The organism is Streptomyces sp. NPDC052052, from assembly GCF_040680455.1.
Lineage (GTDB): Bacteria > Actinomycetota > Actinomycetes > Streptomycetales > Streptomycetaceae > Streptomyces.
Map to the genome: position 1 here is coordinate 56,852 of NZ_JBFAWU010000019.1, position 25,585 is coordinate 82,436.

Consider the following 25,585-nt stretch of genomic DNA (forward strand, 5'->3'; position numbering starts at 1 on the left):
CTTCATGAGCGCAGCACTTGACTCCCTGCTCGATCTGCTCGACCTGGAGCGGATCGAGCAGGACATCTTCCGGGGTGCGAGCCGTTCGGCCTTCGTGCCTCGTGTCTTCGGCGGCCAGGTCGCGGCCCAGGCCCTGGTCGCCGCGGGCCGAACCGTACCGGCGGACCGGGCCCCCCACTCCCTCCACTCCTACTTCCTGCGGGCGGGCGACCCGGGCGCGCCGATCGTCTACAACGTCGACCGCATCCGGGACGGCCGGTCCTTCACCACCCGCCGGGTCGTTGCCGTCCAGCACGGCCAGCCGATCTTCCATCTCTCGGCCTCGTTCCAGACGTACGAGGAGGGCCTGGAGCACCAGGCGGCCATGCCGCCCGCCCCGGACCCGGAGACGCTGCCCACGGCCGCGCAGATGCTGTCCCGGTACGCGGACCGCTTCAGCGGTCCGGAGGTGGTGGACCGGCTGCTCGAAGCACGGGCCGCCGTCGACCTGCGGTACGTGGACGCCCCGCCCCTCGGCACGGTCGGTGTGCCGCGTGAACCCCGTTCCCAGGTGTGGTTCCGCACCAACGGCAAGCTCGCGGACGACCCGTTGCTGCATGTCTGCATGGCGACGTACGTCTCCGACATGACGCTGCTCGACTCGGTGCTTCTCGCCCACGGGCGAGGGGGCTGGGCGGTCGGCGACGTGGTCGGCGCGAGCCTGGACCACGCGATGTGGTTCCACCGCCCCTTCCGGGCCGACGAGTGGCTGTTGTACGACCAGGAGTCGCCGTCCGCGTCCGGCGGGCGCGGGCTCGGTCAGGCGCGCATCTACACCCAGGACGGGCGGCTGGCGATCACCGTCATCCAGGAGGGCGTGGTCCGCGTCCCCCTCGGCTGACCCTCCGCCCCGGTCCGGCGGACCGGGGCGGTCCCTGGCCTCGCGGACCGGCCGTGCCGAGCACGGCCGGTCCGGCACGGCCGGTTCAGAGCAGCCCCGCCGCGTCCAGCAGGTAGTCCGTCAGCGGGTCGTAGAACCGCGGGTCCACCACGTGGTCGTCGAGCGGTACGGCCACCTGGAGCGTCCCCTCGGCCTCGCCGAGGAACAGCGCCGGGTCGTTGCAGTCCGCGTACCCCACCGCGTCCAGCCCGCGCTGCGCCGCGCACCCCGCCCACCCGTGGTCGGCGACCACCAGGTCGGGCAGCGGCCGGCCCTCCCGTTCCAGTCCGTCCAGGATCGCGGCCATCGGGGCGGGCGAGTGCGTGTGCCAGAGCGTCGCACCGCGCTCCTGCACCGCGACGTCCGCGAACTGGAACACCATGCCCTCGTCGGCCACCAGCCCCGAGGGAATCCGTACGATCTCGCATCCGGCAGCCCGCATCGCCTGCGCGGTCTGCCGGTGCACATCGAGGAGTCCGCCCGGGTGACCGGTCGCGAACAGCACCCGCTGCGCCCCCTCCGCCGCCTTCCGCAGCCGTGCCGCCATCCGCTCCAGGGCGTCGACCGTCAGCTCCGGGTCGATGGTGTCCTGCCCGAACCGGTGCTCCGGGTCGTCGCTGACCCCACAGCGCTCCGCCATCACGGCCAGCACGTCCTGCTCGTCGCGCCACCGGTCCCCGAGCTCCAGCCCCAGCCAGTAGTGCCGGTCGCCGTTGGCGAGCTTGCGGTAGTGGGAGAGGTTGTTGTCGCGGGGTGTGGCGACGTCTCCGGCGATGCGCGTACGGACGAGGTGCTCGACGAGGGCGGCACGGCTGGGTATCGGCATGAGCCCATTGTGCCGTCCGGTGTGCGCAGTGTGCCGGGTGTCCTGCACGGCGGACGGGACGGTTGCCCGTCGGGCCGGCCGCCTTGCGCGCCGGCCGCACCTGCCGATCAGGGCAGCCTGGTCCCGTGCGTGATCTTGTCGAGGTGGTAGTACTGGGCGACGCACTGGCCGGGCCACAGCCTCTTGCCGTGGTTGCCGAACGGCTCCACCATTCCGCTGACCGACACCGGTGTGTACGGAAGTACTCGGGCGCCGCCCGCCACCTGTTCCCTCAGCCACCGGTCCTGCCGGTCCCAGCGCTGGGCGCGCACGTCCATCTGCTGCCCCAGTCGGTACAGCGGGACCGCCAGTCCGACGCAGGCGACGGCGCACACGGTCGCGGCGACCGCCGCCGTCCCCGCACGGATCCCCCACCTGCTCGTACGCAGCGCCCGTCCCAGCAGGGCGCCGACGGCGACCAGGAGCAGCACGAACAGCAGGAGGAAGTCGCCCCAGATGCGCGATGCCGTCCCCACGCTCGCCCCGAAGGCGGGGTAGGCGACGACGACGCAGAGGTAGCCGGAGACCAGGAAGGCGAGGAATCCGATGAGGACCGGGAGGAACGGCCTGCGGCGCAGCGACCCGTCCGGCACGTCCGTTCCCTTCCTGCCCTCGCGCACCAGCAGGCCCAGCAGTACACCGACGGCGACCGCTCCCAGGTACTGCCAGGTGGTGAAGACCGTCCCCAGGATGTGCCCGAACTCCCGCAGGGCGGTGGCCAGTGCCTTGGGGCCGAGCATGGAGGCGGTGTCGGCGCCGAACCGTGCACGCCGGTGACGGGCGCCGGGTGACAGGTACAGGATGGCCGTCCCGACCGCGACCCCGGCGAAGGCGACCAGGCACCAGATGCGCGTGAGGGTCCGGCCGGCCCCGGGAAGGGCCCAGCGGCTGATCAGCAGGACGGCGGCGAGCATGACGAAGGCGACGACCGATGTCTCCTCCGACAGGGTGCCGATGAAGATCCCGCCCAGGTAGGCGACGCCCAGCGCCAAGGAGCGCCCCCAGCGTGTCCGTGCGCGCAGCAGCGGGATCACGGCGGCGCAGGCCAGCACCGGTGCGACGGTGTGCGAGACGGAGGATGCGGGCCAGTAGAAGGTCTTGTACGGGTTGGGCGTCGCGAAGAAGAAGACCACCGCCACCGTCGCGGCCACCAGCAGCGCGAGCCCGCGTGGCGCGGTCAGCCCGGCCCGCTTGAGCACGGAGACGATCAGGGCCCAGAGAATGCCCAGCATGAGCACCCCGCTGACCAGAGCGAACCATTGATGGCCCGGGACGCCGAAGGATCCGTACGCGACAACGAGCAGCGCGTTGGCGATGCGTCCGTTGTCGTGCAGGAAGAACTTCCCGATCATCCCGGAGGCGCCTTGGTCCCGTACGACCGGGAGAAAGCACCAGTCGTCGCCTCCCGGGCGGACCAGGCGGCCGATCCAGAAGGCCGCACCGAGCAGGGCGAGCGGCAGCAGGGCGAGGCCGGTCGTCCAGATCGCCGCCCACCGCCGCGCCCGGTCCGAACGGGCTCCCGGCCGGGGAGAGTCCTCGGTGTCCTGCTGGGTCCTCTTCGACGTGTCAGCGGTCATGTGCACGGGTGCCCTTCGTACGGTGCTCGCGCCTTGCGCGCCAAGGGGGTCAGGCGGTGCGGGTTCACGGTGGGGTGGGTCCGGCCGGGGTCTCGGCCCGGCCGGCGTTCTGCCGGGCCAGTGCGGCACCGGAGTCGATGGCCCAGCGGGCGATCAGGAACGAGAAGGGAATGGCGAGGATTCCCGCGGCCACCGCGGCAATGTTCTTGCCCATGCCCAGCCTGCTCACGCCCAGATAGAGAAGAATTCCGGTGAGTACGAGATTGACGACGCTCGACAGGGGGAACCGGACGAAGGCCTGCCAGGTCGGCTTCGTGCGGCAGGTGATATAGGAGTTGAGCAGGAACGATCCCACGAAGCTGACCACGTATCCGATGATGTGTGCGACCAGATAGGGAATCCAGGCGTTCAGCATCGCGTACACGGTCAGATATACCGCCGTATTGACAATTCCGATCATTCCGAAAGCGATGAACTGCCGTATGGTGCGGAATCTGGACGCCCCGAGCGCGGTCGATCCGGTACGCCGCACCGGCGGCTTCCCGGATCCGGGGGCGGACGGGCCCGGACGCGCTCCTGCCGGGATGTCGACCGGGACCGGCTTCGGGGACTCGCTCGTCTCGCGCACCACATAGTGCGGGCGGCGTTTCGACTCGGAGTAGATCCGTCCCACGTATTCGCCGATGACGCCGAGCGTGGCGAGCTGGATGCCGCCGAGCGCCACGACGGCGGTCAGCAGTGTGGTGTAGCCGGGGACGGCGACCCCGTGCCGAACGACGCCGGTGATGATCCACAGGGCGTATCCCAGCGCGGCCAGCGCGAGCGCGAGGCCGGCGTGGATGGCCAGGCGCAGGGGGCGGCTGTTGAAGGAGATCAGGCCGTCGATCCCGTAGTTGAACAGGCGCCTGCCGCCCCATTTCGAATTCCCCGCCGCACGCTGGATGTTCCGGTAGGTGAAGCTGGCGGTGTCGAACCCGATCCAGGAGAAGATCCCCTTGGAGAACCGGTTGGTCTCGGGAAGTGACAGCACGGCGTTCACGGCATGGCGCGACAGCAGCCTGAAGTCGCCTTCGCCGTCGACGACCTCGACCTCCATGCACCGGCCCATGGCCCGGTAGTAGGCGGCACTGAGAAAGGCGCGCAGGACCCCTTCTCCGGTCCGGTCCCGCCTCGCGACGACCTGGTCGTATCCGCGCTGCCGCAGTTCCAGCATGCGGGGCAGCAGTTCGGGCGGATGCTGCAGGTCGGCGTCCATGAGGACGACGGCGTCGCCGCGGGACATGCGCAGCCCCGCGAGCATGGCCGCCTCCTTGCCGAAGTTGCGACTGAAGGAGGTGTAGCGGACCCGTCGGTCCGCGGTGGCGAAGGAGCCGATCCGGGCCCGGGTCCGGTCGCTGCTGCCGTCGTCGACATAACAGATCTCGAAGGTCCGCCGCATCGGTTCGAGGACGGAGATCAGTGCGCGGTGGAATGCATCGATCACCTCGCCCTCGTTGAAACAGGGCACAACGATCGACACCTGACATGTTTTCATTTAATTTCCCCATCAGGCACCATGAGGCGTGGGAGCGGGCGCTCAAACCATATGCCTGGGGGTCACCGCGACACTCCGACCGAGAGGCTCGCGGGAGAAAAGGAGGGGGGATTTTAGGGAATCACTTCTTTCCGCCCGCATGAATTCATATGCTCAGCTTCAGGTCGGATATGAGGCATGTACTCATGGGCACTCCCGCGAGCGCACCCCTGGACGCGCCGGGCAGGCGCGGCACGACGCGACACCTCAGGCGCGCGCCGCCGCCTCGAACGCCCCGCGCGCCAGCCGGTGCAGCAGCGCCGCGGTGTCCGCCCGATCCGGCTGCGCGCCGGGGCGGCCCAGGTGCGGGGTCGAGTTCAGCAGCCCGAAGACGGCGTGGACGGCCGCGCGGGCCTCGTGCTCGGGCAGGTCCGGGTACAGCTCGCGGACCACCTCGACCCACACCTCGACGTACTGCCGCTGGAGCTGCCGGACCCGCTTACGGTCGGTGTCCCGGAGGCGGTCCAGCTCGCGGTCATGGAGGGTGATCAGGGGACGGTCGTCGAGGGCGAAGTCGATGTGGCCCTCGATGAGCGCGTCGAGCAGGGCCTGCGGGGAGCCGTCCCCACGGGCCGCGTCCTGCGACACGCGCAGCCGCCCGCCTGCCAGCAGGCGCTCGCTTATGCCGACCAGCAGCTCGGCGAGCATCGCGTCCTTGCCGGGGAAGTGCCGGTACAGACCGGGGCCACTGATCCCGACGGCGGCGCCTATCTCGTCGACGCCGACGCCGTGGAAGCCGCGCTCGGCAAAGAGGCGGGCGGCCTCCTTGAGGATCTGCTCGCGGCGGGTGGGGGCCGCGACGCGGGCGGCGGCATGGGTGCTCATGAGGATTCATTCTAGACAGGGGGGTTAGCGGTCGTTAACCTGAAGGTGCGTTAACGATCATTAACTACTGCGGCAAGGGCGAAGGGGCTCGACACGATGCAGCAGGCACCGGTGCTGGCGAGCGCGGCCGATCCCGCCTCCGAGGCCTGGCAGGCCAACGAGGCGGCGCATCACGTGCTCGCCGAGGAGCTGCGCAAGCGGCTCGCCACGGCCAGGCTCGGCGGGGGTGAGAGGGCCCGCGCCCGGCATGTGGCGCGCGGCAAGCTGCTGCCCAGGGACCGGGTGGACACCTTGCTCGATCCGGGCTCCCCCTTCCTGGAGCTGGCCCCGCTGGCGGCCGAGGGGCTGTACGGGGGCGCCGCCCCGGCCGCCGGGGTGATCGCCGGGATCGGCCGGGTCAGCGGCCGGGAGTGCGTGATCGTCGCCAACGACGCGACCGTCAAGGGCGGCACGTACTACCCGATGACCGTGAAGAAGCATCTGCGCGCCCAGGAGGTGGCGCTGGAGAACCGGCTCCCCTGCCTGTACCTGGTCGACTCCGGCGGGGCGTTCCTGCCGATGCAGGACGAGGTCTTCCCGGACCGGGAGCACTTCGGCCGGATCTTCTACAACCAGGCCCGGATGTCCGGGGCCGGGATTCCGCAGATCGCGGCGGTGCTGGGCTCGTGCACCGCGGGCGGGGCGTACGTCCCCGCGATGAGCGACGAGGCGGTGATCGTCCGCAACCAGGGCACGATCTTCCTGGGTGGTCCGCCGCTGGTGAAGGCCGCGACGGGCGAGGTCGTGACGGCCGAGGAGCTGGGCGGCGGCGAGGTGCACTCCCGCACGTCCGGGGTGACCGACCATCTCGCCGAGGACGACGCGCACGCGCTGCGGATCGTGCGGACCATCGTCGCCACGCTGCCCGAACGGGGCACGCTCCCCTGGCCGGTGCGGCCGGTCGAGGAGCCGAAGGCCGATCCCGCCGGCCTGTACGGCGCCGTCCCGGTCGACTCCCGCACCCCGTACGACGTCCGCGAGGTGATCGCCCGGGTGGTCGACGGCTCCCGTTTCGCCGAGTTCAAGGCGGAGTACGGGACGACGCTGGTCACCGGCTTCGCCCGCATCCACGGCCACCCGGTCGGGATCGTCGCCAACAACGGCATCCTGTTCTCCGAGTCCGCCCAGAAGGGCGCCCACTTCATCGAGCTGTGCGACCAGCGCGGGATTCCGCTGGTCTTCCTGCAGAACATCTCGGGCTTCATGGTCGGACGGGACTACGAGGCCGGCGGCATCGCCAAGCACGGCGCCAAGATGGTGACGGCGGTCGCCTGCACCCGCGTCCCGAAGCTGACCGTCGTGGTCGGCGGATCGTACGGCGCGGGCAACTACTCGATGTGCGGCCGCGCCTATTCACCGCGCTTCCTGTGGATGTGGCCCAACGCGAAGATCTCCGTCATGGGAGGCGAGCAGGCCGCGTCCGTCCTCGCGACGGTCAAGCGCGACCAGCTGGGCGACGACTGGAGCACGGCGGACGAGGAGGCCTTCAAGGCCCCGATCCGCGAACAGTACGAGACCCAGGGCAATGCCTACTACGCCACGGCCCGGCTCTGGGACGACGGTGTGATCGACCCGATGGAGACCCGGCAGGTGCTGGGGCTCGCCCTGACCGCGTGCGCCAACGCCCCCCTGCCCCCCAAGGATCCCGCAGCGCCCGGCTTCGGCATCTTCCGGATGTGAGGAACAGATGACGATGTTCGACACCGTTCTGGTCGCCAACCGCGGCGAGATCGCGGTACGTGTCATCCGTACGCTGCGCGCACTGGGCGTCCGCTCGGTCGCCGTCTTCAGCGACGCGGACGCGGACGCCCGACACGTGCGGGAGGCCGACACGGCGGTACGGATCGGCCCCGCACCCGCCTCGATGAGCTATCTGAGCGTGCCCGCGCTGCTGGACGCGGCCCGGCGCACCGGCGCGCAGGCCGTCCACCCCGGGTACGGCTTCCTCGCCGAGAACGCGGGCTTCGCGCGGGCGTGCGCCGAGGAGGGCCTGACCTTCATCGGCCCGCCCGCGCAGGCCATCTCGCTGATGGGCGACAAGATCCGGGCCAAGGAGACGGTCGCGGCGGCCGGGGTTCCGGTGGTGCCGGGCTCGGCCGGGAGCGGTCTCACCGATGCCGAGCTGGACACCGCGGCCCGCGAGATCGGGACGCCCGTGCTGCTGAAGCCCTCGGCGGGCGGCGGCGGCAAGGGCATGCGGCTGGTGCGCGACGCGGCCCTGCTCGCGGACGAGATCGCGGCCGCCCGGCGCGAGGCCCGTGCCTCCTTCGGCGACGACACGCTCCTGGTGGAGCGGTGGATCGACCGGCCCCGGCACATCGAGATCCAGGTGCTCGCGGACGCCCACGGCCAGGTGATCCACCTCGGTGAGCGCGAGTGCTCGCTCCAGCGCCGCCACCAGAAGATCATCGAGGAGGCGCCCTCCGTCCTGCTCGACGAGGCCACCCGCGCGGCGATGGGGGCCGCGGCCGTGCAGGCGGCCCGCAGCTGCGGTTACGTCGGCGCGGGCACGGTGGAGTTCATCGTCCCGGGCGACGACCCCGCCGCGTACTACTTCATGGAGATGAACACCCGCCTCCAGGTCGAGCACCCGGTCACCGAGCTGATCACCGGCCTGGACCTGGTGGAGTGGCAGCTGAGGGTCGCGGCGGGCGAACCGCTGCCGTACGCCCAGCAGGACATCGCGCTCGCCGGCCATGCGGTCGAGGCCCGGATCTGCGCGGAGGACCCCTTCCGCGGGTTCCTGCCGTCCGGCGGCAGGGTGCTGGCGCTCCACGAGCCGCAGGGCAACGGCGTACGGACGGACTCCGGGCTCTCCACGGGCGGCGAGGTCGGCAGCCTGTACGACCCGATGCTGTCGAAGGTCATCGCGTACGGCCCGGACCGCGCCGCCGCCCTGCGCCGACTGCGTGCGGCGCTCGCGGACACGGTCATTCTCGGCGTGCCGACGAACGCCGGCTTCCTGCGCCGGCTGCTCGCCCACCCGGCGGTGCTGGCCGGCGACCTGGACACCGGCCTGGTGGAGCGCGAGGTGGCCGGGCTGGTGCCGGAGGGCGTGCCCGAGGAGGTGTACGCGGCGGCGGCACTGCTGCGGCAGCGGTCCGCCGCGGACGGCTCCGCGGCGGACGGCTCCGGCTGGGTGGACCCGTTCTCCGTCCCGAACGGCTGGCGACTGGGCGGCACCCCGGCCCGTACCGTGCACGCCTTCCGGGTGCCGGGCCACGACCCGGTGCAGGTCTGCCTGCGCTCCTTCCCGGCGGGCACCGAGCTCACCTTCGGCCACGTCGGGGAGGGCGCACAGCCGCCGGAACCCGCGACGGGCGCCTGCGGCCCGCTGGCCCCGATGCCGGGCAGCCCGGAGACCGCCGGGCTGATCGAGCTGTCCCCGCACCGCCTCGTCCTCGAACTGGCCGGTGTCACCCACACGTTCACCCACGCCGAGTCCCCGGACGGGATCTGGCTGGGCCGCGACGGCGACACCTGGCACGTGCAGGACCACGACCCGGTGGAGGCGTCGCTGGCCGGCGCGGCCCGTTCCGGGGCGGACACCCTCGCCGCGCCCATGCCCGGGACCGTCACCGTCGTGAAGGTGGCGGTCGGGGACGAGGTCGTGGCCGGTCAGAGCCTGCTCGTCGTGGAGGCGATGAAGATGGAACACGTCATCTCCGCCCCGCACGCCGGAACCGTCACCGAGCTGGACGTCACCGCCGGCACCACGGTCGCCATGGACCAGATCCTGGCCGTGGTGGCACCCGCCGCAACCCCCGGGGAGGACGCATGACATCCCGCACCCTGCCCATGTCCGTGCCCGCCCGGGGCCTGCCTCCGCGGGTGCGCATCCATGAGGTCGGGGCCCGCGACGGGCTGCAGAACGAGAAGACCGTCGTACCGACCGCGGTGAAGGCGGAGTTCATCCACCGCCTCGCCGCGTCGGGCCTGGCCACCATCGAGGCGACCAGCTTCGTGCACCCGAAGTGGGTGCCCCAACTGGCCGACGCGGAGGACCTGTTCCCCCGGCTCGCCGACCTCGACGGCGTCGCCCTGCCGGTGCTCGTACCCAACGAACGCGGGCTCGAACGGGCCCTGGCGCTCGGCGCCCGCCGGATCGCCGTGTTCGGCTCGGCGACCGAGACGTTCGCCGCGCGCAACCTCAACCGCGGCGTCGCCGAGTCGCTCACCATGTTCGAACCGGTGGTCGCCCGGGCCAAGGCCGACGGGGTGCATGTCCGCGGCTACCTGTCGATGTGCTTCGGCGATCCCTGGGAGGGGCCCGTCCCGGTCCGTCAGGTCGTCCGGGTCGCCAAGGCGCTGATGGATCTCGGCTGCGACGAGCTCTCCCTCGGCGACACCATCGGCGTGGCCACACCCGGCCATGTGCGGGACCTGCTCCTGGCACTGAACGAGGCGGGGGTACCCACCGACACCATCGGTGTGCACTTCCACGACACCTACGGACAGGCCCTCTCCAACACCCTTGCCGCGCTCCAGCACGGTGTGACCACCGTGGACGCCTCCGCGGGCGGCCTCGGCGGCTGCCCGTACGCGAAGAGCGCGACCGGAAACCTCGCCACCGAGGATCTCGTGTGGATGCTCGACGGCCTCGGTATCGAAACCGGGGTCGACCTCGACGTGCTCACCGCCACCAGCGTCTGGCTCGCCGAACAACTGGGCCGACCCAGCCCGTCCCGCACCGTCCGCGCGCTCTCGGAGCAGCCGGCGCCGTCCCACAAGGAGTGACACCTGCCATGCCCCTGGACCACCGGCTGACCGCCGAGCACGAGGAACTGCGGCGCACCGTCGAGGAGTTCGCCCACGACGTGATCGCGCCGAAGATCGGCGACCACTACGAACGCCATGAGTTCCCGTACGAGATCGTGCGGGAGATGGGACGGATGGGGCTGTTCGGCCTGCCGTTCCCGGAGGAGTACGGCGGCATGGGCGGCGACTACCTCGCCCTCGGGATCGCCCTGGAGGAACTCGCCCGGGTCGACTCGTCCGTGGCGATCACCCTGGAGGCCGGGGTCTCGCTCGGCGCGATGCCGGTGTACCACTTCGGTACGCAGGAGCAGAAGGAGCGGTGGCTGCCGAAGCTCTGTTCGGGCGAGGCGCTCGGCGCGTTCGGCCTGACCGAGCCGGAGGCCGGCTCGGACGCGGGCGGCACCCGCACGACGGCGGTGCGCGACGAGGCCACGGGCGAGTGGGTGATCAACGGCTCCAAGTGCTTCATCACCAACTCCGGTACGGACATCACGGAGCTCGTCACGGTCACGGCCGTGACCGGCCACAAGGAGAACGGCGCCCCGCTGATCTCCTCGATCATCGTGCCGTCCGGCACCCCCGGTTTCACGGTCGCCGCCCCGTACTCCAAGGTCGGCTGGAATGCCTCGGACACCCGTGAACTGTCCTTCACCGACGTCCGCGTGCCGCTGGAGAACCTGCTGGGCGAGGAAGGGCGCGGCTACGCCCAGTTCCTGCGCATCCTGGACGAGGGCCGGATCGCCATCGCCGCCCTGGCCACGGGCCTTGCCCAGGGCTGCGTGGACGAGTCGGTGAAGTACGCCCGCGAGCGCCAGGCCTTCGGGCGGCCGATCGGCGCCAACCAGGCCATCCAGTTCAAGATCGCGGACATGGAGATGCGGGCCCACATGGCCCGCATCGGCTGGCGCGACGCGGCGTCGCGCCTGGTGGCGGGCGAGCCGTTCAAGAAACAGGCGGCGATCGCGAAGCTGTACTCCTCGACGGTCGCGGTGGACAACGCCCGCGAGGCGACCCAGGTCCATGGCGGTTACGGCTTCATGAACGAGTACCCGGTGGCCCGGATGTGGCGCGACTCCAAGATCCTGGAGATCGGCGAGGGCACCAGCGAGGTGCAGCGGATGCTGATCGCCCGGGAGCTGGGGCTGCCGAACTGACGCGGCCCCGGGGTGCGCGCGGGCGGGTCCGCAATCCGGGCCCGCCCGAACTACCTTCCGGGCCGGTCACCGGGGCAGGCCCCGGTGCCGCTGCCGGTGCAGCGCGCCGATCGCCCGTACCTGCCGTCGCGTAGCAACGTCCCGGACTCAGCTCACAAGAAAGGGTCGCAGTGATCTCCACGCAGGTGTGGTCGGACGCCCAACTCCTCTGGGACTACCACCTGATGCACCACGATCCACGCCCCTGCTCAGTGGCGATCGGGCTCGGGAGTCACGACCTGAACGTGGCCGATACGGCCGTGAGTCTCTACCGGCGCGGCATGATGCCCCTCATCGTCTTCACCGGCGCGACCAGCCGCACCACGCGCGACCGTATGCCCCGGGGCGAGGCCGTGCACTATCGGGAGCGGGCGCTCGAACTCGGCGTCCCCGACAACGCCGTGCTCGTCGAACCGCGCGCCCGCAACACGGGCGAGAACATCCGCCTCTCCCGGGCCCTGCTCGAAGAGTCCGGCGTCGAGGTCTCGTCCGTGCTGCTGATCAGCAAGCCGTACGAGGAACGGCGTGCCCACGCCACAGCGCGCAAGGTGTGGCCGGGCGTCGAGTTCGTGAGCGCGTCGAGCCCGATGACGTTCGAGGAGTACGTGGCCTCCATCCGAGACGACCGTCTGGTGATCGACATGCTCGTCGGCGCATTGCAACGCCTGATGATCTATCCGGCTCAGGGGTTCATGGTCGCCGACCCCGTTCCTGACGAGGTGGGAGCCGCGTACAGGCGGCTGTGTCGCGCGGGCTTCACGAGCCGGCTCGTGGCGGGCGAGGCCGACGCCGGCCACTGAGTGCGGCATCCGAGCAGCGCAGCAAGAATCCGGCGACCGTTCACGTCCCGCGCTTCGGAGCCACGTAGACCGGCTCCTGGCTGGGCCTGCCCGTTACCCGACCGCAGCGGTGGTCCTGACAACCCGGACCGTATGCGACGTATTGGGGCCTTCGCGCATATCAAGCCCACATTCCAGGAGGCCCGCAATGACCAAGTCCCTGGCAGATATCGACGATCAGATGCTCGCCTTGGCCCAGCAGCAGCTCGGTACGTCCACCAAGCGGGAGACGATCAATCGCGCACTGGCGATGGCCGCTGCAGCCAGCGCGGACGACCGGGCGCGTGCGCTGAGATGGCTACAGGACAATGCGGAGCAGTTTCTGGACTTCGACGTACTCGGAGAACGGGAGACCGGTCCGTGAGGTACCTCGCCGACATGTCCATCGCCAAGGTCTGCCCCGACATCGCGATGGTGCGGCTCCAGACTCCCGACAGCTGACCGGGGCTCTCCTCGTCCGGGGCCACGGCCTGCGCCCACCCCGCAATTCGTTCGACAGCACACCACCCGGGCGGCAGAGTCCCCGCATGACACCACACCACTGGCCGCTGCACGGTCTCCGGATCCGCACGCGCCGCCTCGAACTACGGCTTCCCGAGCTGGAGTTGCTGGACGACCTCGCATCGGTCGCCGCCGAAGGGGTGCACGCACCGGACGCGATGCCGTTCACGTTCCCCTGGACCGACGGGTCGCCCGCCGAGCGCGGCAGGGCCACGTTCCAGCATGTGCTGGCCACCATCGCCGACTGGTCCGCGCGGGACTGGACCCTGAGCCTCGCCGTGCTGCACGAGGGCCAGGCGGTCGGGCGGCAGGACGTGACGGCGAAGGACTTCGCCGTGACCGGCGAGGTCTGCACCGGCTCCTGGCTGGGCCTGGTCCATCAGGGCCAGGGCATCGGCACCGAGATGCGGGCCGCCGCGCTGCATCTCGCCTTCGCCGGTCTCGGGGCCCGGACGGCGGTCTCGGCCGCGATGACCGACAACCCGCGCTCACTGGGTGTCTCGCGTCGGCTCGGCTATCTGCCGGACGGGCTGGAGGTCGCCGCGGTACGGGGTGCGCCCGTCACCCTGCAGCGGCTGCGGCTCGACCGCGCCGGCTGGGAAAAGCACCGGACCGTCGAGGTGACGATCGAGGGACTCAACGGCTGCCGGGAGGAGTTCGGGGCGTGACGCCGATGACCGAGCGGCGTCTGGCGTCGGCCAGAAGCCCGGTGACGGAGCGACAAGCAGGCGACCGGCCGAATTCCCGGTGAACGACCGGGAGTCCGGTGAGTGACCCTTGGGGTACCGTCGAATGTTCAATGAGGTTAGGCTAACCTTTCTTCGAACGTACCGGCGGCCGGTCCCCGGCTTCGCTTCCGGTTCCTGGGAGGAGCCCCCGCATGACGATGACCGTCGCACCCCCCATCGCCCCGTTCCGGTTCTTCGACCTGACCGTCCTGCGAACCCGGAGACTCGGACCCTCCATGATCCGGGTCACCTTCGGCGGCCCGGGACTCGACGGCTTCGCCGCCGGGGGGCGCGACCAGAGCCTGTCCTTGTTCCTGCCGCACCCCGGCCAGCCGGAACCGGTCGTTCCGGTTGATTCGGACGGCAACTGGTACGCCGCCTGGCGGGCCCTTCCGGACAACGTACGGGCCGTCATGCGCTCGTACACCGTGCGCGCCCAGCGCCGCGCCCCCGACGGGGCGACCGAGATCGACATCGACTTCGCCCTGCACGGGGACGGCGGACCCGCCTGCCGCTGGGCCGCCCTCGCCACCCCCGGCGACCGGCTCAAGACGCTGGGACCGGCCGTCGAGGACAACAAGGCCGTCCGCTTCCGCCCTCCCCAGGACACCGACTGGGTGCTGATCTGGGCCGACGAGACCGCACTGCCCGCCGCGTCCGCCGCCCTGGAGTGGCTGCCGGCCGGCATGGAGGCCCGGGTCTGGCTGGAGGTCCAGCACGCCGAGGACCGTCAGGCCCTGGACATCACGGCCAGAGCCCGGATCACCTGGCTGGTGAAGGACGAGGGCGCCCCCACCGCCGCGGAGGCCGTCCGGGCGGCGGAGCTGCCCGAGGGGGTGCCGTACGTGTGGATCGCGGGAGAGTCGTCACAGATGCGCGAGCTGCGTCGACACCTCGTCCAGGAGCGGCGGTTCGACCGCCGCCGGGTGACGTTCGTCGGGTACTGGCGCCGCGGCCTGAGCGAGGAGCAGCTGCGCGAGGCGGCGCAGAGTACGGACGACTGACCACACCCCCTCGCCTGCGGGCAGGGCTCGCACTTTCGCCCACGGGCCGGACTCGGCCCACCGGGCGAAAACGGCCACCCACACCCGGAATTCGGACAACCTCTCCCCCCACGGGGCAGACACCCTCCCGAGTGGAAGTTAGGTTAGGCTAACCTTACTTCGATATCGGGCCCTCACCCCCCTCTCTGTCCTGAGGGCCGATGAAGTTACCCCGCGTCCGGGAGGACCCCTTCATGCGTTCGCACCTGCTCAACGACACGAATGCGGAGCACTACCGGCGCTCCGTGACCGCGGGAGTCGAACGGGTCGCAGCCAAACTCGCCGCCACGGAACGGCCGTTCACCGGAGTACCGGTCGATGGACTCGCCCCCGTCGTGGACGCGATCGACCTGGACCAGCCGCTGGGCGATGCGTCGGCCGCCCTCGACGAGCTCGACCGGGTCTATCTCCGTGACGCCGTCTACTTCCACCACCCCCGCTACCTGGGTCACCTCAACTGCCCGGTCGTCATCCCCGCCGTCCTCGGCGAGGCCGTGCTCTCGGCCGTGAACTCCTCCCTGGACACCTGGGACCAGAGCGTGGGCGGCACCCTCATCGAGCGACGGCTGATCGACTGGACCGCGGCCCGGATCGGTCTCGGGCCCGCCGCCGACGGCGTCTTCACCAGTGGCGGCACCCAGTCCAATCTCCAAGCCCTGCTGCTCGCCCGCGAAGAGGCCAAGACCTCGCCGCAGCACTTCACCCGGCTGCGCATCTTCACCTCCGAGTGCAGCCACTTCAGCGTGCAGAAATCGGCGAAACTCCTCGGTCTCGGCCCGGACTCGGTCGTCGCCATTCCCGTCGACCACAACAAGCGCATGCAGACGGCGGCCCTGGCACGCGCGCTGGAGCAGTGCGTCGCCGAAGGCGGCGTCCCGATGGCGGTCGTCGCCACCGCGGGCACCACCGACTTCGGTTCCATCGACCCTCTGCCCGACATCGCCGAGCTGTGCGAGCAGTTCTCCACCTGGATGCATGTGGACGCCGCGTACGGCTGCGGGCTGCTGGCCTCCGGCACGCGCCGCCACCTCCTCGACGGCATCGAGCTCGCCGACTCGGTCACCGTGGACTACCACAAGTCCTTCTTCCAGCCGGTCAGTTCGTCCGCGGTGCTGGTCCGCGACCGGGCCACGCTGCGCCACGCCACGTACCACGCCGAGTACCTCAACCCGGAGCGGACGGTCGCCGAACGCATCCCCAACCAGGTGGACAAGTCGCTCCAGACCACCCGCAGGTTCGACGCCCTGAAACTGTGGATGACCCTGCGCATCATGGGCGCGGACGGCATCGGCGAACTCTTCGACGAGGTCTGCGACCGGGCCACCGAGGGCTGGCGGATGCTCGCCGCCGATCCGCGCTTCGAGGTCGTCGTCGAACCCCAGCTGTCCACGCTGGTGTTCCGCTACGTCCCGTCCGACGTCACCGCGCCCGCCGAGATCGACCGGGCCAATCTCCACGCCCGCAAGGCGCTCTTCGCCTCCGGTGAGGCCGTGGTCGCCGGCACGAAGGTCCGCGACCGCCAGTACCTGAAATTCACCCTGCTCAACCCCGAAACGACCGCGCACGACATCGCCGCGGTACTCGATCTGATCGCCGGCCACGCCGAGCAGTACCTGGGAGACTCCCTTGACCGCGCTTGCTGAACCCCACGACTTCATCGGCATCGGGCTCGGCCCGTTCAATCTCGGGCTGGCCTGCCTGGTCGAGCCGATCGACGAGCTGAACGGGGTGTTCCTGGAGTCCAAGCCGGACTTCGAATGGCACGCCGGGATGTTCCTCGAAGGGTCCCATCTCCAGACGCCGTTCATGTCGGACCTGGTCACCATGGCCGACCCGACCTCGCCGTACTCGTTCCTGAACTATCTGAAGCAGCGCGGGCGGCTGTACTCCTTCTACATCCGGGAGAACTTCTACCCGCTGCGCACCGAGTACAACGACTACTGCCGCTGGGCCGCCGCCCAGCTGGACAGCATCCGCTTCAGCACGACCGTCGAGTCGGTCAGCTACGACGAGGGCTCCGAGCTCTACACCGTCACCACCTCCACCGGTGACGTCCTGCGGGCTCCGCGGCTCGTCCTGGGTACCGGCACGTCCCCGTACGTCCCGGACGCCTGCCAGGACCTGGGCGGCGACATCCTGCACAACTCCCGCTACCTGGAGAACAAGGCCGCTCTCCAGGCGAAGAAGTCCATCACCCTGGTCGGCAGCGGGCAGAGCGCGGCGGAGATCTACTACGACCTGCTCTCCGAGATCGACGTGCACGGCTACCAGCTCAACTGGGTGACGCGCTCGCCGCGGTTCTTCCCGCTGGAGTACACCAAGCTGACGCTGGAGATGACCTCTCCGGAGTACATCGACTACTTCCACGCGCTTCCCGAGGAGACCCGCTACCGGCTGGAGACCAGCCAGAAGGGCCTCTTCAAGGGCATCGACGGCACCTTGATCGACGCGATCTTCGACCTGCTCTACCAGAAGAACCTGCCCGGCCCCGCCCCCACCCGCCTGCTCACCAACTCCTCGCTGAACTCGGTGGGTTACGAGGAGAGCACCGGCACGTACACGCTGGGTCTGCACCAGGACGAGCAGGACAAGGACTACACCCTGACCACCGAGGGACTGGTCCTCGCCACCGGTTACCACTACCGCCCGCCGGCCTTCCTCGACGGCATCCACGACCGGCTGCGCCGGGACGGCCACGGCCGCTTCGACGTGGCCCGCAACTACGCGATCGACACCACCGGGCGCGGTGTCTTCCTGCAGAACGGGGGCACGCACACCCACTCGGTCACCTCGCCCGACCTGGGCATGGGCCCCTACCGCAACGCGTACATCATCGCCGAGCTGCTCGGCCGTGAGTACTACCCCGTCGAGAAGTCCATCGCCTTCCAGGAGTTCGCCGTATGACCGCCGGCCTCGGCACCTTCACCTTCCGCCCGCTGGACCCCGTCGACGACGCCCCCCTGGTGCACGGCTGGGTCACCCACCCGAAGGCCGCTTTCTGGATGATGGGTGACGCCGAGCTCCACGACGTCGAGCGGGAGTACGGGGCGATCGTCGCGCACCCGCACCACGACGCCTTCATCGGCCTGCACGACGGGGAGCCCGCCCTCCTGATGGAGCGGTACGACCCCGCCGAGGTCGAGCTCAAGGGCCTGTACGAGGCCGAGCCCGGTGACATCGGGATGCACTTCCTGGTCGCCCCGACGGACACCCCGGTGCACGGCTTCACACGCGCCGTGATCACCGCCGTGATGAAGGAGCTCTTCTCCGACCCGTCCGTACGCCGGGTCGTCGTCGAACCCGACGTACGCAACAGCGCGGTGCACGCACTCAACAAGGCGGTCGGCTTCGAGGTGCTGGGCGAGATAGCCAAACCGGAGAAGAACGCCCTGCTCAGCGCCTGCACACGGGAACAGTTCAGTAGCGCCATCGGAGTTGATGCCTGATGTCCTCCCAGATCACCGACGCCGCCCACCTCACCCCCGAGCGCTGGGCCACCGCGAGCCGGCTGCTGATCCGCAAGGCGCTCGCCGAGTTCAGCCACGAGCGGCTGCTGGTCCCCGCACCGCTCGGCGAGGACCGCTACGCGGTGCGCAGCGACGACGGGGCGACCGAGTACCGCTTCACCGCGCGGCTCTTCGCCCTCGACCACTGGCAGGTCGAGGCCGACTCGATCAGCCGTCACCGACACGGTGCGGAACTCCCGCTGGACGCCGCGGAGTTCTTCGTCGACCTGCGTGCCGCGCTGGGCCTCTCGGCAGAGATCCTTCCGGTGTACCTGGAGGAGATCTCCTCCACCCTGGCGGGCACGGCGTTCAAGCTGACGAAACCGCCCGTCACCTCCGCCGAGCTGGTCCGCGCCGGGTTCCAGGCGATCGAGACCGGCATGACCGAGGGCCACCCCTGCTTCGTCGCCAACAACGGGCGGCTCGGCTTCGGCGTGGACGAGTACCGGGCGTACGCCCCCGAGGCGGCGGCCGACATCCGCCTGGTCTGGCTCGCCGCCCGCCGCGACCGCGCCACCTTCACCGCGGGTGCCGGACTCGACTACTCCTCGCTGCTCGAGGGCGAGCTGGGCGAGGAGACGCTGGCCCGGTTCGCGGCCACCATGACCGGGCTGGGGCTCGACCTCGACGACTACCTGCTGATACCCGTCCACCCCTGGCAGTGGCGGAACAAACTGGCCGTCACCTTCGCCGGGGAGGTCGCGCGGCAGTATCTGGTGTGCCTGGGCGAGAGCGACGACACGTACCTGGCGCAGCAGTCGATCCGCACGTTCTTCAACACCAGCAACCCGCACCGGCATTACGTCAAGACGGCGCTGTCGGTCCTCAACATGGGGTTCATGCGCGGGCTCTCCGCCGCGTACATGGAGGCCACCCCCGCGATCAACGACTGGCTGGCCGAGCTGATCGGGCGCGACGAGGTGCTGCGCGGGGCCCGGTTCTCGATCATCCGGGAGCGGGCGGCCATCGGGTACCACCACCGGACGTACGAGGCGGCCACCGCGAAGGGCTCCCCGTATCTGAAGATGCTCGCGGCGCTGTGGCGGGAGAGCCCTCTCCCGGGCCTGGCACCCGGTGAGCGGGTCGCGACCATGGCCTCGCTGCTCCACACCGACCACGAGGGCGGCTCCGTCGCCGCCGCGCTGATCGCCGAGTCGGGCCTCGCGCCGGAGGTGTGGCTGCGCCACTACCTGGACGCGTACCTGGTGCCGGTGCTGCACTGCTTCTACGCCTACGACCTGGTGTTCATGCCGCACGGCGAGAACGTCATCCTGGTGGTCGAGGACGGGGTCGTACGGCGCACGATCTTCAAGGACATCGCCGAGGAGATCGCGGTGATGGACCCGGACGCGGTGCTGCCGCCGCAGGTCGAGCGGATCCGGGCCGAGGTTCCCGAGGACATGAAGCTGCTCTCGGTCCTCACCGATGTCTTCGACTGCTTCCTGCGCTTCCTGGGGTCGGGGCTGGCGAACGAGGGCGTGCTCGACGAGGAGACGTTCTGGCGGACGGTCGCCGAGTGCGTCACCGGGTACCAGGAGTCGGTGCCGGGCCTCGCCGACAAGTTCAAGCAGTACGACATGTTCGCCGAGGAGTTCGCGCTGTCCTGCCTCAACCGGCTCCAGCTGCGCAACAACAAGCAGATGGTCGACCTGAACGACCCCTCCGGGGCCCTTCAGCTGGTCGGCACGCTGCGGAACCCGATCGCGCCGTTCCAGGCGGTCTGACGGTCCCCGGCCGCCGGACGGACCCGAGGACCGGGGCCGTCCGGCGGCTCTGAAACCGGGGCCGTCCGGCGGCCGTGAACACGACAGCCGGCAGGCGGCCCCGGTCACCTCACCGCGCGGCCCAGGGAACCTCCGGCGCGCGGTGGTAGCAGATACCGAGTGCCGCGAAGCGCGGCCCCTGGGCGCCCAGCCGCACCTTGTACGCGCCCCAGTCGTGCGTGGACGCGGGCGACCAGCCCAGTTCCGCCACCCCCGGGAGCCTGGGGAAGGCCATCTGCTCGATCTCGTCGCTGTCGGTCAGGGTCTCCGACCAGAGCGGCGCCTCGACGCCCAGGACGGCATCCTGCGGCACGCCGTCCAGATAGCTCGCCGGGTCCCAGTCGTAGGAACGCTGGACGGAGACGTAACCGGCCCAGGCCAGGCCCAGCACCGTGTTCTTGTCGTACTTCATGTCGAGGTAGCTCCGGTCCGCCGGGGACAGCACCAGCTTGGTGCCCTTCACCGCGGCGTCCGCCACCTGCTTGCGCTCGGCCGCCCCCTTCCGGTCGTAGCCCCAGTACTGGGCGACCGCCCCCTTCACGGGGGTGGCCCCGGTCAGCTGGTGCCAGCCGATCACCGTCTTGCCGTATCTGCCGACGGCGGCCTGCGCCTTGTCCATGAAGGCCACGTAGTCGTCGTGGCTGGTGGAGTGGGCCTCGTCGCCGCCGATGTGGAGGTACCTGCCGGGGGTGAGCGCGGCCAGCTCCCGGATCACGTCGTCCACGAAGTCGTAGGTGAGGGCCTTCTGGGCGCAGAGCGAGCTGAAACCGACGCTCGTGCCGGTGTAGAGCGGCGGCGCCACGCCGTCGCAGTTCAGCTCCGGGTAGGAGGCGAGCGCCGCGTTGGTGTGGCCGGGCAGGTCGATCTCCGGGACGACCTCCAGATAGCGGGAGGCGGCGTAGCGGACGATCTCCCGGTAGTCGCTCTTCGTGTAGAAGCCGCCTGCGCCGCCGCCCACCTCGGTCTGCCCGCCGTGGGTGGCCAGCCTCGGCCAGGAATCGATGGCGATCCGCCAGCCCTGGTCGTCGGAGAGATGCAGATGGAGCTTGTTCATCTTGTACAGGGCCAGCTGGTCGATGTAGCGCTTGACCTCGGCGACGGAGAAGAAGTGCCGGGAGACGTCCAGCATCGCGCTGCGGTAGGCGAAGCGCGGCGCGTCCGTGACCGTGCCGCCCGCGACCTCCCAGGGGCCCTGCTGGCGGCTCCTCCTCTCCACGGCGGCCGGCAGCAGCTGACGCAGCGTCTGGACGCCGTGGAAGAGCCCTGCCGGGGTCCGTGCGGTGAGGGTCACGGAGCTGTGGTTCGACTTCAGGAGGTAGCCCTCGGCACCCGCGCCGCCGGCCTGCGGGTCGAGCCGGAGCCGGATGCCGTCGCTGCCGCGGCCGGTGACCGGCAGAGCGTACCCGGTGGACGGGCGCAGGATGTCTGCGAGGTAGTAGCCGATGCTCCGGGCCTCGCCGGAGTGGGCCTCGACCCGGATCCGGGTGTCCGCGGAGAGGGTGTACGCGGAACCGCCGGGCTTCGCCTCGGCGGGCGCGGGCAGTATCTGCCCGAACGGACGGGGTGCGGACGCGGCGGCCGCGCCGCTGCTCGCCGACGCCGTGCCGGCACCGGAGATTCCGAACGCTGTGACGAGCAGCAGCGAGCCGAGGAGACGGGGAAGGGCGGTGCGCTGTGTGCTGTGCAGTCTCACAAGCCGGGTCCCTTTCAACGGGTTCACACCTGTGGATCCCCTGACCGCGCTTCACCATGCGTATGGTCGACATTACACACGGTCAGCCTTAGACCACTTCCCGTTCCGCACCCGGGGAATCCGCCTTTCGGCGGAATTCATCCGGCATGACGACGGGCGGACCGTCGACGGAGAGTGGGAGCGGGCCGCACCCGGCCGCGGGAAGGGTGCTTACGAAAAGAAGAACAGCCGGACCGACGGGGTCGAGCCCGATGTCGAACCCACCCGCGAGAACATTCACACGCGATTCTGCCCGATATCGGGCAGAATTGTTGCGTAAGCGCCCCGTCCACAGCAATATCAACGAGTGCTCGAACGCCGCCCGTCGCATGACGACCTCATCGATCACCTGGTGCGCAGCACCGCGCTCCAGCGCGGTGAAGCCGCCCGGGTGATCCTCGACGTGCTGGCGTACTTCGACGAGACGACCGAGGACTTCGTCCGCCGCCGCCACCGTGAACTGCAGTCCGGCGGCCTGGTGAACGCGGAGATCTTCGAGCGGATCGCGGCCGAACTGCCGCACCGGGCGGTCGCGCCGCCGGAGCTCTCGCTCCGCCAGCTGCGCCGCATCGTTTACGGCTGAACAACGGGCATCACAGGTACGTCGATGGAGGGGCAGAGAATCCATGTGCGGAATCGTCGGATACATCGGGAAGCGTGATGTGGCTCCGCTGCTGCTGGAAGGGCTGCAGCGGCTGGAGTACCGGGGTTACGACTCGGCGGGCATCGTCATCACCGGCAAGGCGCCGGCCGGGAAGCCCGCCGCCCTGAAGATGGTCAAGGCGAAGGGCCGGGTCCGCGAGCTGGAGGCCCGCATCCCCAAGCGTTTCACCGGCACCACCGGTATCGCCCACACCCGCTGGGCCACCCACGGCGCCCCGAGCGACGAGAACGCGCACCCGCACCTGGACGCCGACCACAAGGTCGCCGTCGTCCACAACGGCATCATCGACAACGCCTCCGAGCTCCGTGCGAAGCTCGTCGCCGACGGCGTCGTCTTCCTCTCCGAGACCGACACCGAGGTCCTGGTCCACCTGATCGCCCGCGCCCAGGCCGAGACCCTGGAGGAGAAGGTCCGCGAGGCGCTGCGCTCGGTCGAGGGCACGTACGGCATCGCCGTCATGCACGCCGATTTCAACGACCGCATCGTGGTCGCCCGCAACGGCTCCCCGGTCGTGCTCGGTATCGGCGAGAAGGAGATGTTCGTCGCCTCCGACGTCGCCGCGCTGGTCGCCCACACCCGCCAGGTCGTCACCCTCGACGACGGCGAGATGGCCACCCTCAAGGCCGACGACTTCCGTACGTACACGACGGAGGGCTCGTCCACGACGGCCACGCCGACCACCGTGGAGTGGGAGGCCGAGTCGTACGACATGGGTGGCCACGACACCTACATGCACAAGGAGATCTCCGAGCAGGCGGACGCCGTCGACCGGGTGCTCCGCGGCCGGATCGACGACCGTTTCTCCACCGTGCACCTCGGCGGCCTCAACCTGGACGCCCGCGAGGCGCGCGGGGTCCGCCGGATCAAGATCCTCGGCTGCGGCACCTCGTACCACGCGGGCCAGATCGGCGCCCAGCTGATCGAGGAGCTGGCCCGTATCCCCGCGGACGCCGAGCCCGCCTCGGAGTTCCGCTACCGCAATCCGGTCGTCGACCCCGACACCCTGTACGTCGCGGTCTCCCAGTCCGGTGAGACGTACGACGTGCTGGCCGCCGTCCAGGAGCTCAAGCGCAAGGGCGCCCGGGTCCTCGGCGTGGTCAACGTGGTGGGTTCGGCGATCGCCCGGGAGGCCGACGGCGGTACGTACGTCCACGCCGGCCCCGAGGTCTGCGTCGTGTCCACCAAGTGCTTCACCAACACGGTCGTCGCGTTCGCGCTGCTCGCCCTGCACCTGGGCCGGATCCGGGATCTGTCGGTCGCCGACGGCAAGCGGATCATCGAGGGGCTGCGCAGGCTGCCCGCCCAGATCAGCGAGATCCTGGCGAACGAGGACGAGATCAAGAGGCTGGCGGCCGAGTACGCGGACGCCAAGTCGATGATGTTCATCGGCCGGGTGCGCGGCTACCCCGTCGCCCGGGAGGCCTCGCTGAAGCTCAAGGAGGTCTCGTACATCCACGCGGAGGCGTACCCCGCCTCCGAGCTGAAGCACGGGCCGCTGGCGCTGATCGAGCCCGCCATGCCGACGGTCGCGATCGTGCCGGACGACGACCTGCTGGAGAAGAACCGCGCCGCGATGGAGGAGATCAAGGCCCGCAACGGCCGCATCCTCGCCGTCGCCCACCAGGTGCAGGAGAAGGCCGACCACACCATCGTCGTGCCGAAGAACGAGAACGAGCTGGACCCGATCCTGATGGGCATCCCGCTCCAGCTCTTCGCCTACCACACGGCACTGGCCATGGGCCGCGACATCGACAAGCCGCGCAACCTGGCGAAGTCCGTCACCGTGGAGTAGACACCCCGCGGAGCAGGCGCTCCGCACGGCTGTGCCCGACAGGGCAGCGCGGAGAACGGCATCCGGACGTCCGGTCCCTGCCCTTCTCCGCGCCGCTGTCGCGTTCCTCGGCCGCTCCCGGTCCGGGCGCCGGACGACGGCCGGGCCGGGGGGCGAGAAAGCATCGACCTCGCCACCGCGCACGACTCGGGTGTGACCGGTATCGGACGCCAGGAGGGCAAGCCCCGGGCGAGATGGACGGGACAGCGGCGCCTGCACCCCCGCGGGAACATCCCCGACCGCGCCGGGAGCCCTCAGGGTGCGGCGGCCAAGCTCCCCCGCGGACCCCGGCGCACCCTGCATCCGTTCCCGGCCCCTCTCTCCGAGTCGGCGGACTGCCGGTTTCCGCAGGCGACTTGACGCCATGTCAACCAACGGCAGGCAACTCGTGACGGGTGTGACGGCGACGACGTCCCGGGACGGGGGAAGTTCAGGGAATGACGACGACCGGGCGCTGTGCGCGCCGTGCCAGACGCCCTGCCACGGAACCGAAGATGCGGCCGACGACGCCGTGGGTGGAGCCGACGACAATCGCGTCGGCCGAGTACTCCCGGCCGACCTCCTCCAGCTCGTGACAGATGTCCCCACCGCGCTCGACGAGCACCCAGGGCACCTCGGAGAGGTAGTCCGCACAGGCGAGCTCCAGGCCGAGCACCTCGGTGCGGTGGTCGGGCACATCGACGAAGACGGGCGGCTCACAACCTGCCCAGACCGTGGTCGGCAGCCGGTTGGCGACATGGACGATGATCAGGCCGGAACCCGATCTCCGGGCCATCCCGATCGCGTACGCGAGAGCACGCTCACTGGAGGTCGAGCCGTCGAAGCCGACGACGACCCCGTGCCGGAAGGCAGGATCGCAGGAATGGCGTGTTTCTTCGACCGCCTGCGGGTCCGACATGGGATCGGCTACCTGCTTGCGGTCGGCGGGTTCAGGGAATTCGTGACCGGCCATCGGTGTCTCGGCGAAGAGAGTCCTCGTGAGGAGAGCGACGTGGGGAAGGTGCGTCGTGGGACGGTGCTGCGGTGTCCGGGAAACATCTTCCCAACCCCTTACCCCCAAGGGTACGGCGCCACTCCTGCACTGCCCAGACCCACGCAAAGCGCGTAGGACGTTTCACGGAGCATGCCCGAGGCAGCCCCGTATGGCAATGCCGGTTGCGCAGTACACCGGCGTCACGGGTCCGACCGGCGCCCCTCGACGGCCGGGCGGCATCGTACCCGCGGGCCGT

General features: G+C 70.2%; 21 protein-coding genes. 15 read left to right on the forward strand and 6 right to left on the reverse strand.

Annotation, left to right across the window (positions count from 1 at the left end; all coding sequences use genetic code 11):
* The first annotated feature begins 4 nt into the window (after nt 1–4).
* Complete coding sequence (tesB, locus tag AB0L71_RS22665) at nt 5–880, forward strand: acyl-CoA thioesterase II (RefSeq protein ID WP_365245855.1); 876 nt, start codon at nt 5–7, stop codon at nt 878–880.
* An 85-nt stretch (nt 881–965) separates the two neighbouring features.
* Here tesB and AB0L71_RS22670 read toward each other — a convergent pair whose 3' ends face one another.
* The 4 genes from AB0L71_RS22670 to AB0L71_RS22685 all read right to left on the reverse strand — a co-directional run bounded on the left by AB0L71_RS22670 (nt 966) and on the right by AB0L71_RS22685 (nt 5,759).
* Nucleotides 966–1,745 carry a phosphatase gene (locus AB0L71_RS22670; protein ID WP_365245858.1) on the reverse strand — a complete coding sequence of 260 codons (780 nt, stop codon included), beginning with the start codon at nt 1,743–1,745 and terminating at the stop codon, nt 966–968.
* Between the two features lie 107 nt (nt 1,746–1,852).
* Nucleotides 1,853–3,361 (reverse strand): DUF6056 family protein, encoded by a 1,509-nt coding sequence (locus AB0L71_RS22675; protein WP_365245861.1) that lies wholly within the window; start codon nt 3,359–3,361, stop codon nt 1,853–1,855.
* 64 nt (nt 3,362–3,425) lie between these two features.
* The gene (locus AB0L71_RS22680; RefSeq protein WP_365245864.1) at nt 3,426–4,895 is read right to left on the reverse strand and encodes a glycosyltransferase; all 1,470 of its coding nucleotides are present in this window, start codon (nt 4,893–4,895) and stop codon (nt 3,426–3,428) included.
* A gap of 246 nt (nt 4,896–5,141) precedes the next feature.
* The gene (locus AB0L71_RS22685) at nt 5,142–5,759 is read right to left on the reverse strand and encodes a TetR/AcrR family transcriptional regulator (protein WP_365245867.1); all 618 of its coding nucleotides are present in this window, start codon (nt 5,757–5,759) and stop codon (nt 5,142–5,144) included.
* A 96-nt stretch (nt 5,760–5,855) separates the two neighbouring features.
* Here AB0L71_RS22685 and AB0L71_RS22690 point away from each other — a divergent pair, with 96 nt between their 5' ends.
* The 12 genes from AB0L71_RS22690 (at nt 5,856) to AB0L71_RS22745 (ending at nt 20,090) form a co-directional block, all read left to right on the forward strand.
* A complete protein-coding gene (locus AB0L71_RS22690) occupies nt 5,856–7,478 on the forward strand; it encodes a carboxyl transferase domain-containing protein (protein ID WP_365245870.1) in 1,623 nt (540 codons plus the stop codon).
* Between the two features lie 7 nt (nt 7,479–7,485).
* Entirely contained in the window at nt 7,486–9,579 is a 2,094-nt protein-coding gene (locus AB0L71_RS22695; RefSeq protein WP_365245872.1) for a biotin carboxylase N-terminal domain-containing protein, read from the forward strand.
* Nucleotides 9,576–10,535, forward strand: a complete 960-nt coding sequence (locus tag AB0L71_RS22700) for a hydroxymethylglutaryl-CoA lyase (protein WP_365245875.1) — start codon at nt 9,576–9,578, stop codon at nt 10,533–10,535. The genes AB0L71_RS22695 and AB0L71_RS22700 overlap by 4 nt, the downstream gene beginning before the upstream one ends.
* Nucleotides 10,536–10,543: 8 nt before the next feature.
* Nucleotides 10,544–11,710: an acyl-CoA dehydrogenase family protein gene (locus AB0L71_RS22705; protein WP_365245878.1), complete on the forward strand. Its 1,167-nt coding sequence runs from the start codon at nt 10,544–10,546 to the stop codon at nt 11,708–11,710.
* Between the two features lie 170 nt (nt 11,711–11,880).
* Complete coding sequence (locus tag AB0L71_RS22710; protein ID WP_365245881.1) at nt 11,881–12,549, forward strand: YdcF family protein; 669 nt, start codon at nt 11,881–11,883, stop codon at nt 12,547–12,549.
* A gap of 187 nt (nt 12,550–12,736) precedes the next feature.
* Nucleotides 12,737–12,952, forward strand: a complete 216-nt coding sequence (locus tag AB0L71_RS22715; RefSeq protein WP_365245884.1) for a type II toxin-antitoxin system VapB family antitoxin — start codon at nt 12,737–12,739, stop codon at nt 12,950–12,952.
* A 163-nt stretch (nt 12,953–13,115) separates the two neighbouring features.
* Entirely contained in the window at nt 13,116–13,757 is a 642-nt protein-coding gene (locus AB0L71_RS22720) for a GNAT family protein (RefSeq protein WP_365245887.1), read from the forward strand.
* Between the two features lie 212 nt (nt 13,758–13,969).
* Nucleotides 13,970–14,821, forward strand: a complete 852-nt coding sequence (locus AB0L71_RS22725; protein ID WP_365245890.1) for a siderophore-interacting protein — start codon at nt 13,970–13,972, stop codon at nt 14,819–14,821.
* Between the two features lie 233 nt (nt 14,822–15,054).
* A complete protein-coding gene (locus tag AB0L71_RS22730) occupies nt 15,055–16,503 on the forward strand; it encodes an aspartate aminotransferase family protein (protein ID WP_365245893.1) in 1,449 nt (482 codons plus the stop codon).
* Nucleotides 16,487–17,764 carry a lysine N(6)-hydroxylase/L-ornithine N(5)-oxygenase family protein gene (locus tag AB0L71_RS22735; RefSeq protein WP_365245896.1) on the forward strand — a complete coding sequence of 426 codons (1,278 nt, stop codon included), beginning with the start codon at nt 16,487–16,489 and terminating at the stop codon, nt 17,762–17,764. The genes AB0L71_RS22730 and AB0L71_RS22735 overlap by 17 nt, the downstream gene beginning before the upstream one ends.
* Complete coding sequence (locus AB0L71_RS22740; protein ID WP_365245899.1) at nt 17,761–18,306, forward strand: GNAT family N-acetyltransferase; 546 nt, start codon at nt 17,761–17,763, stop codon at nt 18,304–18,306. Before AB0L71_RS22735 ends, AB0L71_RS22740 begins: the two co-directional genes overlap by 4 nt.
* Nucleotides 18,306–20,090, forward strand: coding sequence for an IucA/IucC family siderophore biosynthesis protein (locus tag AB0L71_RS22745; protein WP_365245902.1), 1,785 nt, complete (start codon nt 18,306–18,308; stop codon nt 20,088–20,090). The genes AB0L71_RS22740 and AB0L71_RS22745 overlap by 1 nt, the downstream gene beginning before the upstream one ends.
* 109 nt (nt 20,091–20,199) lie before the next feature.
* On the opposite strand, the gene AB0L71_RS22750 is transcribed toward AB0L71_RS22745, so the two are convergent.
* Nucleotides 20,200–21,822, reverse strand: a complete 1,623-nt coding sequence (locus AB0L71_RS22750; protein WP_365245905.1) for a beta-N-acetylhexosaminidase — start codon at nt 21,820–21,822, stop codon at nt 20,200–20,202.
* A gap of 346 nt (nt 21,823–22,168) precedes the next feature.
* On the opposite strand from AB0L71_RS22750, the gene AB0L71_RS22755 reads away from it, so the two are divergent.
* Nucleotides 22,169–22,444, forward strand: coding sequence for a hypothetical protein (locus AB0L71_RS22755; RefSeq protein ID WP_365245908.1), 276 nt, complete (start codon nt 22,169–22,171; stop codon nt 22,442–22,444).
* A 43-nt stretch (nt 22,445–22,487) separates the two neighbouring features.
* Nucleotides 22,488–24,317, forward strand: a complete 1,830-nt coding sequence (gene glmS / locus AB0L71_RS22760) for a glutamine--fructose-6-phosphate transaminase (isomerizing) (RefSeq protein WP_365245911.1) — start codon at nt 22,488–22,490, stop codon at nt 24,315–24,317.
* Between the two features lie 469 nt (nt 24,318–24,786).
* Here glmS and AB0L71_RS22765 read toward each other — a convergent pair whose 3' ends face one another.
* Nucleotides 24,787–25,308 (reverse strand): universal stress protein, encoded by a 522-nt coding sequence (locus AB0L71_RS22765; RefSeq protein ID WP_365245914.1) that lies wholly within the window; start codon nt 25,306–25,308, stop codon nt 24,787–24,789.
* Nucleotides 25,309–25,585: the final 277 nt, after the last annotated feature.

Excerpts from the sequence above, each read along its gene's own strand:
- tesB (WP_365245855.1), top strand. The coding sequence starts at position 5 with ATGAGCGCAGCACTTGACTCCCTGCTCGATCTGCTCGACCTGGAGCGG.
- AB0L71_RS22670 (WP_365245858.1), bottom strand. The coding sequence starts at position 1,745 with ATGCCGATACCCAGCCGTGCCGCCCTCGTCGAGCACCTCGTCCGTACG.
- AB0L71_RS22675 (WP_365245861.1), bottom strand. The coding sequence starts at position 3,361 with ATGACCGCTGACACGTCGAAGAGGACCCAGCAGGACACCGAGGACTCT.
- AB0L71_RS22680 (WP_365245864.1), bottom strand. The coding sequence starts at position 4,895 with ATGAAAACATGTCAGGTGTCGATCGTTGTGCCCTGTTTCAACGAGGGC.
- AB0L71_RS22685 (WP_365245867.1), bottom strand. The coding sequence starts at position 5,759 with ATGAGCACCCATGCCGCCGCCCGCGTCGCGGCCCCCACCCGCCGCGAG.
- AB0L71_RS22690 (WP_365245870.1), top strand. The coding sequence starts at position 5,856 with ATGCAGCAGGCACCGGTGCTGGCGAGCGCGGCCGATCCCGCCTCCGAG.
- AB0L71_RS22695 (WP_365245872.1), top strand. The coding sequence starts at position 7,486 with ATGACGATGTTCGACACCGTTCTGGTCGCCAACCGCGGCGAGATCGCG.
- AB0L71_RS22700 (WP_365245875.1), top strand. The coding sequence starts at position 9,576 with ATGACATCCCGCACCCTGCCCATGTCCGTGCCCGCCCGGGGCCTGCCT.
- AB0L71_RS22705 (WP_365245878.1), top strand. The coding sequence starts at position 10,544 with ATGCCCCTGGACCACCGGCTGACCGCCGAGCACGAGGAACTGCGGCGC.
- AB0L71_RS22715 (WP_365245884.1), top strand. The coding sequence starts at position 12,737 with ATGACCAAGTCCCTGGCAGATATCGACGATCAGATGCTCGCCTTGGCC.
- AB0L71_RS22720 (WP_365245887.1), top strand. The coding sequence starts at position 13,116 with ATGACACCACACCACTGGCCGCTGCACGGTCTCCGGATCCGCACGCGC.
- AB0L71_RS22725 (WP_365245890.1), top strand. The coding sequence starts at position 13,970 with ATGACGATGACCGTCGCACCCCCCATCGCCCCGTTCCGGTTCTTCGAC.
- AB0L71_RS22730 (WP_365245893.1), top strand. The coding sequence starts at position 15,055 with ATGCGTTCGCACCTGCTCAACGACACGAATGCGGAGCACTACCGGCGC.
- AB0L71_RS22740 (WP_365245899.1), top strand. The coding sequence starts at position 17,761 with ATGACCGCCGGCCTCGGCACCTTCACCTTCCGCCCGCTGGACCCCGTC.
- AB0L71_RS22745 (WP_365245902.1), top strand. The coding sequence starts at position 18,306 with ATGTCCTCCCAGATCACCGACGCCGCCCACCTCACCCCCGAGCGCTGG.
- glmS (WP_365245911.1), top strand. The coding sequence starts at position 22,488 with ATGTGCGGAATCGTCGGATACATCGGGAAGCGTGATGTGGCTCCGCTG.
- AB0L71_RS22765 (WP_365245914.1), bottom strand. The coding sequence starts at position 25,308 with ATGGCCGGTCACGAATTCCCTGAACCCGCCGACCGCAAGCAGGTAGCC.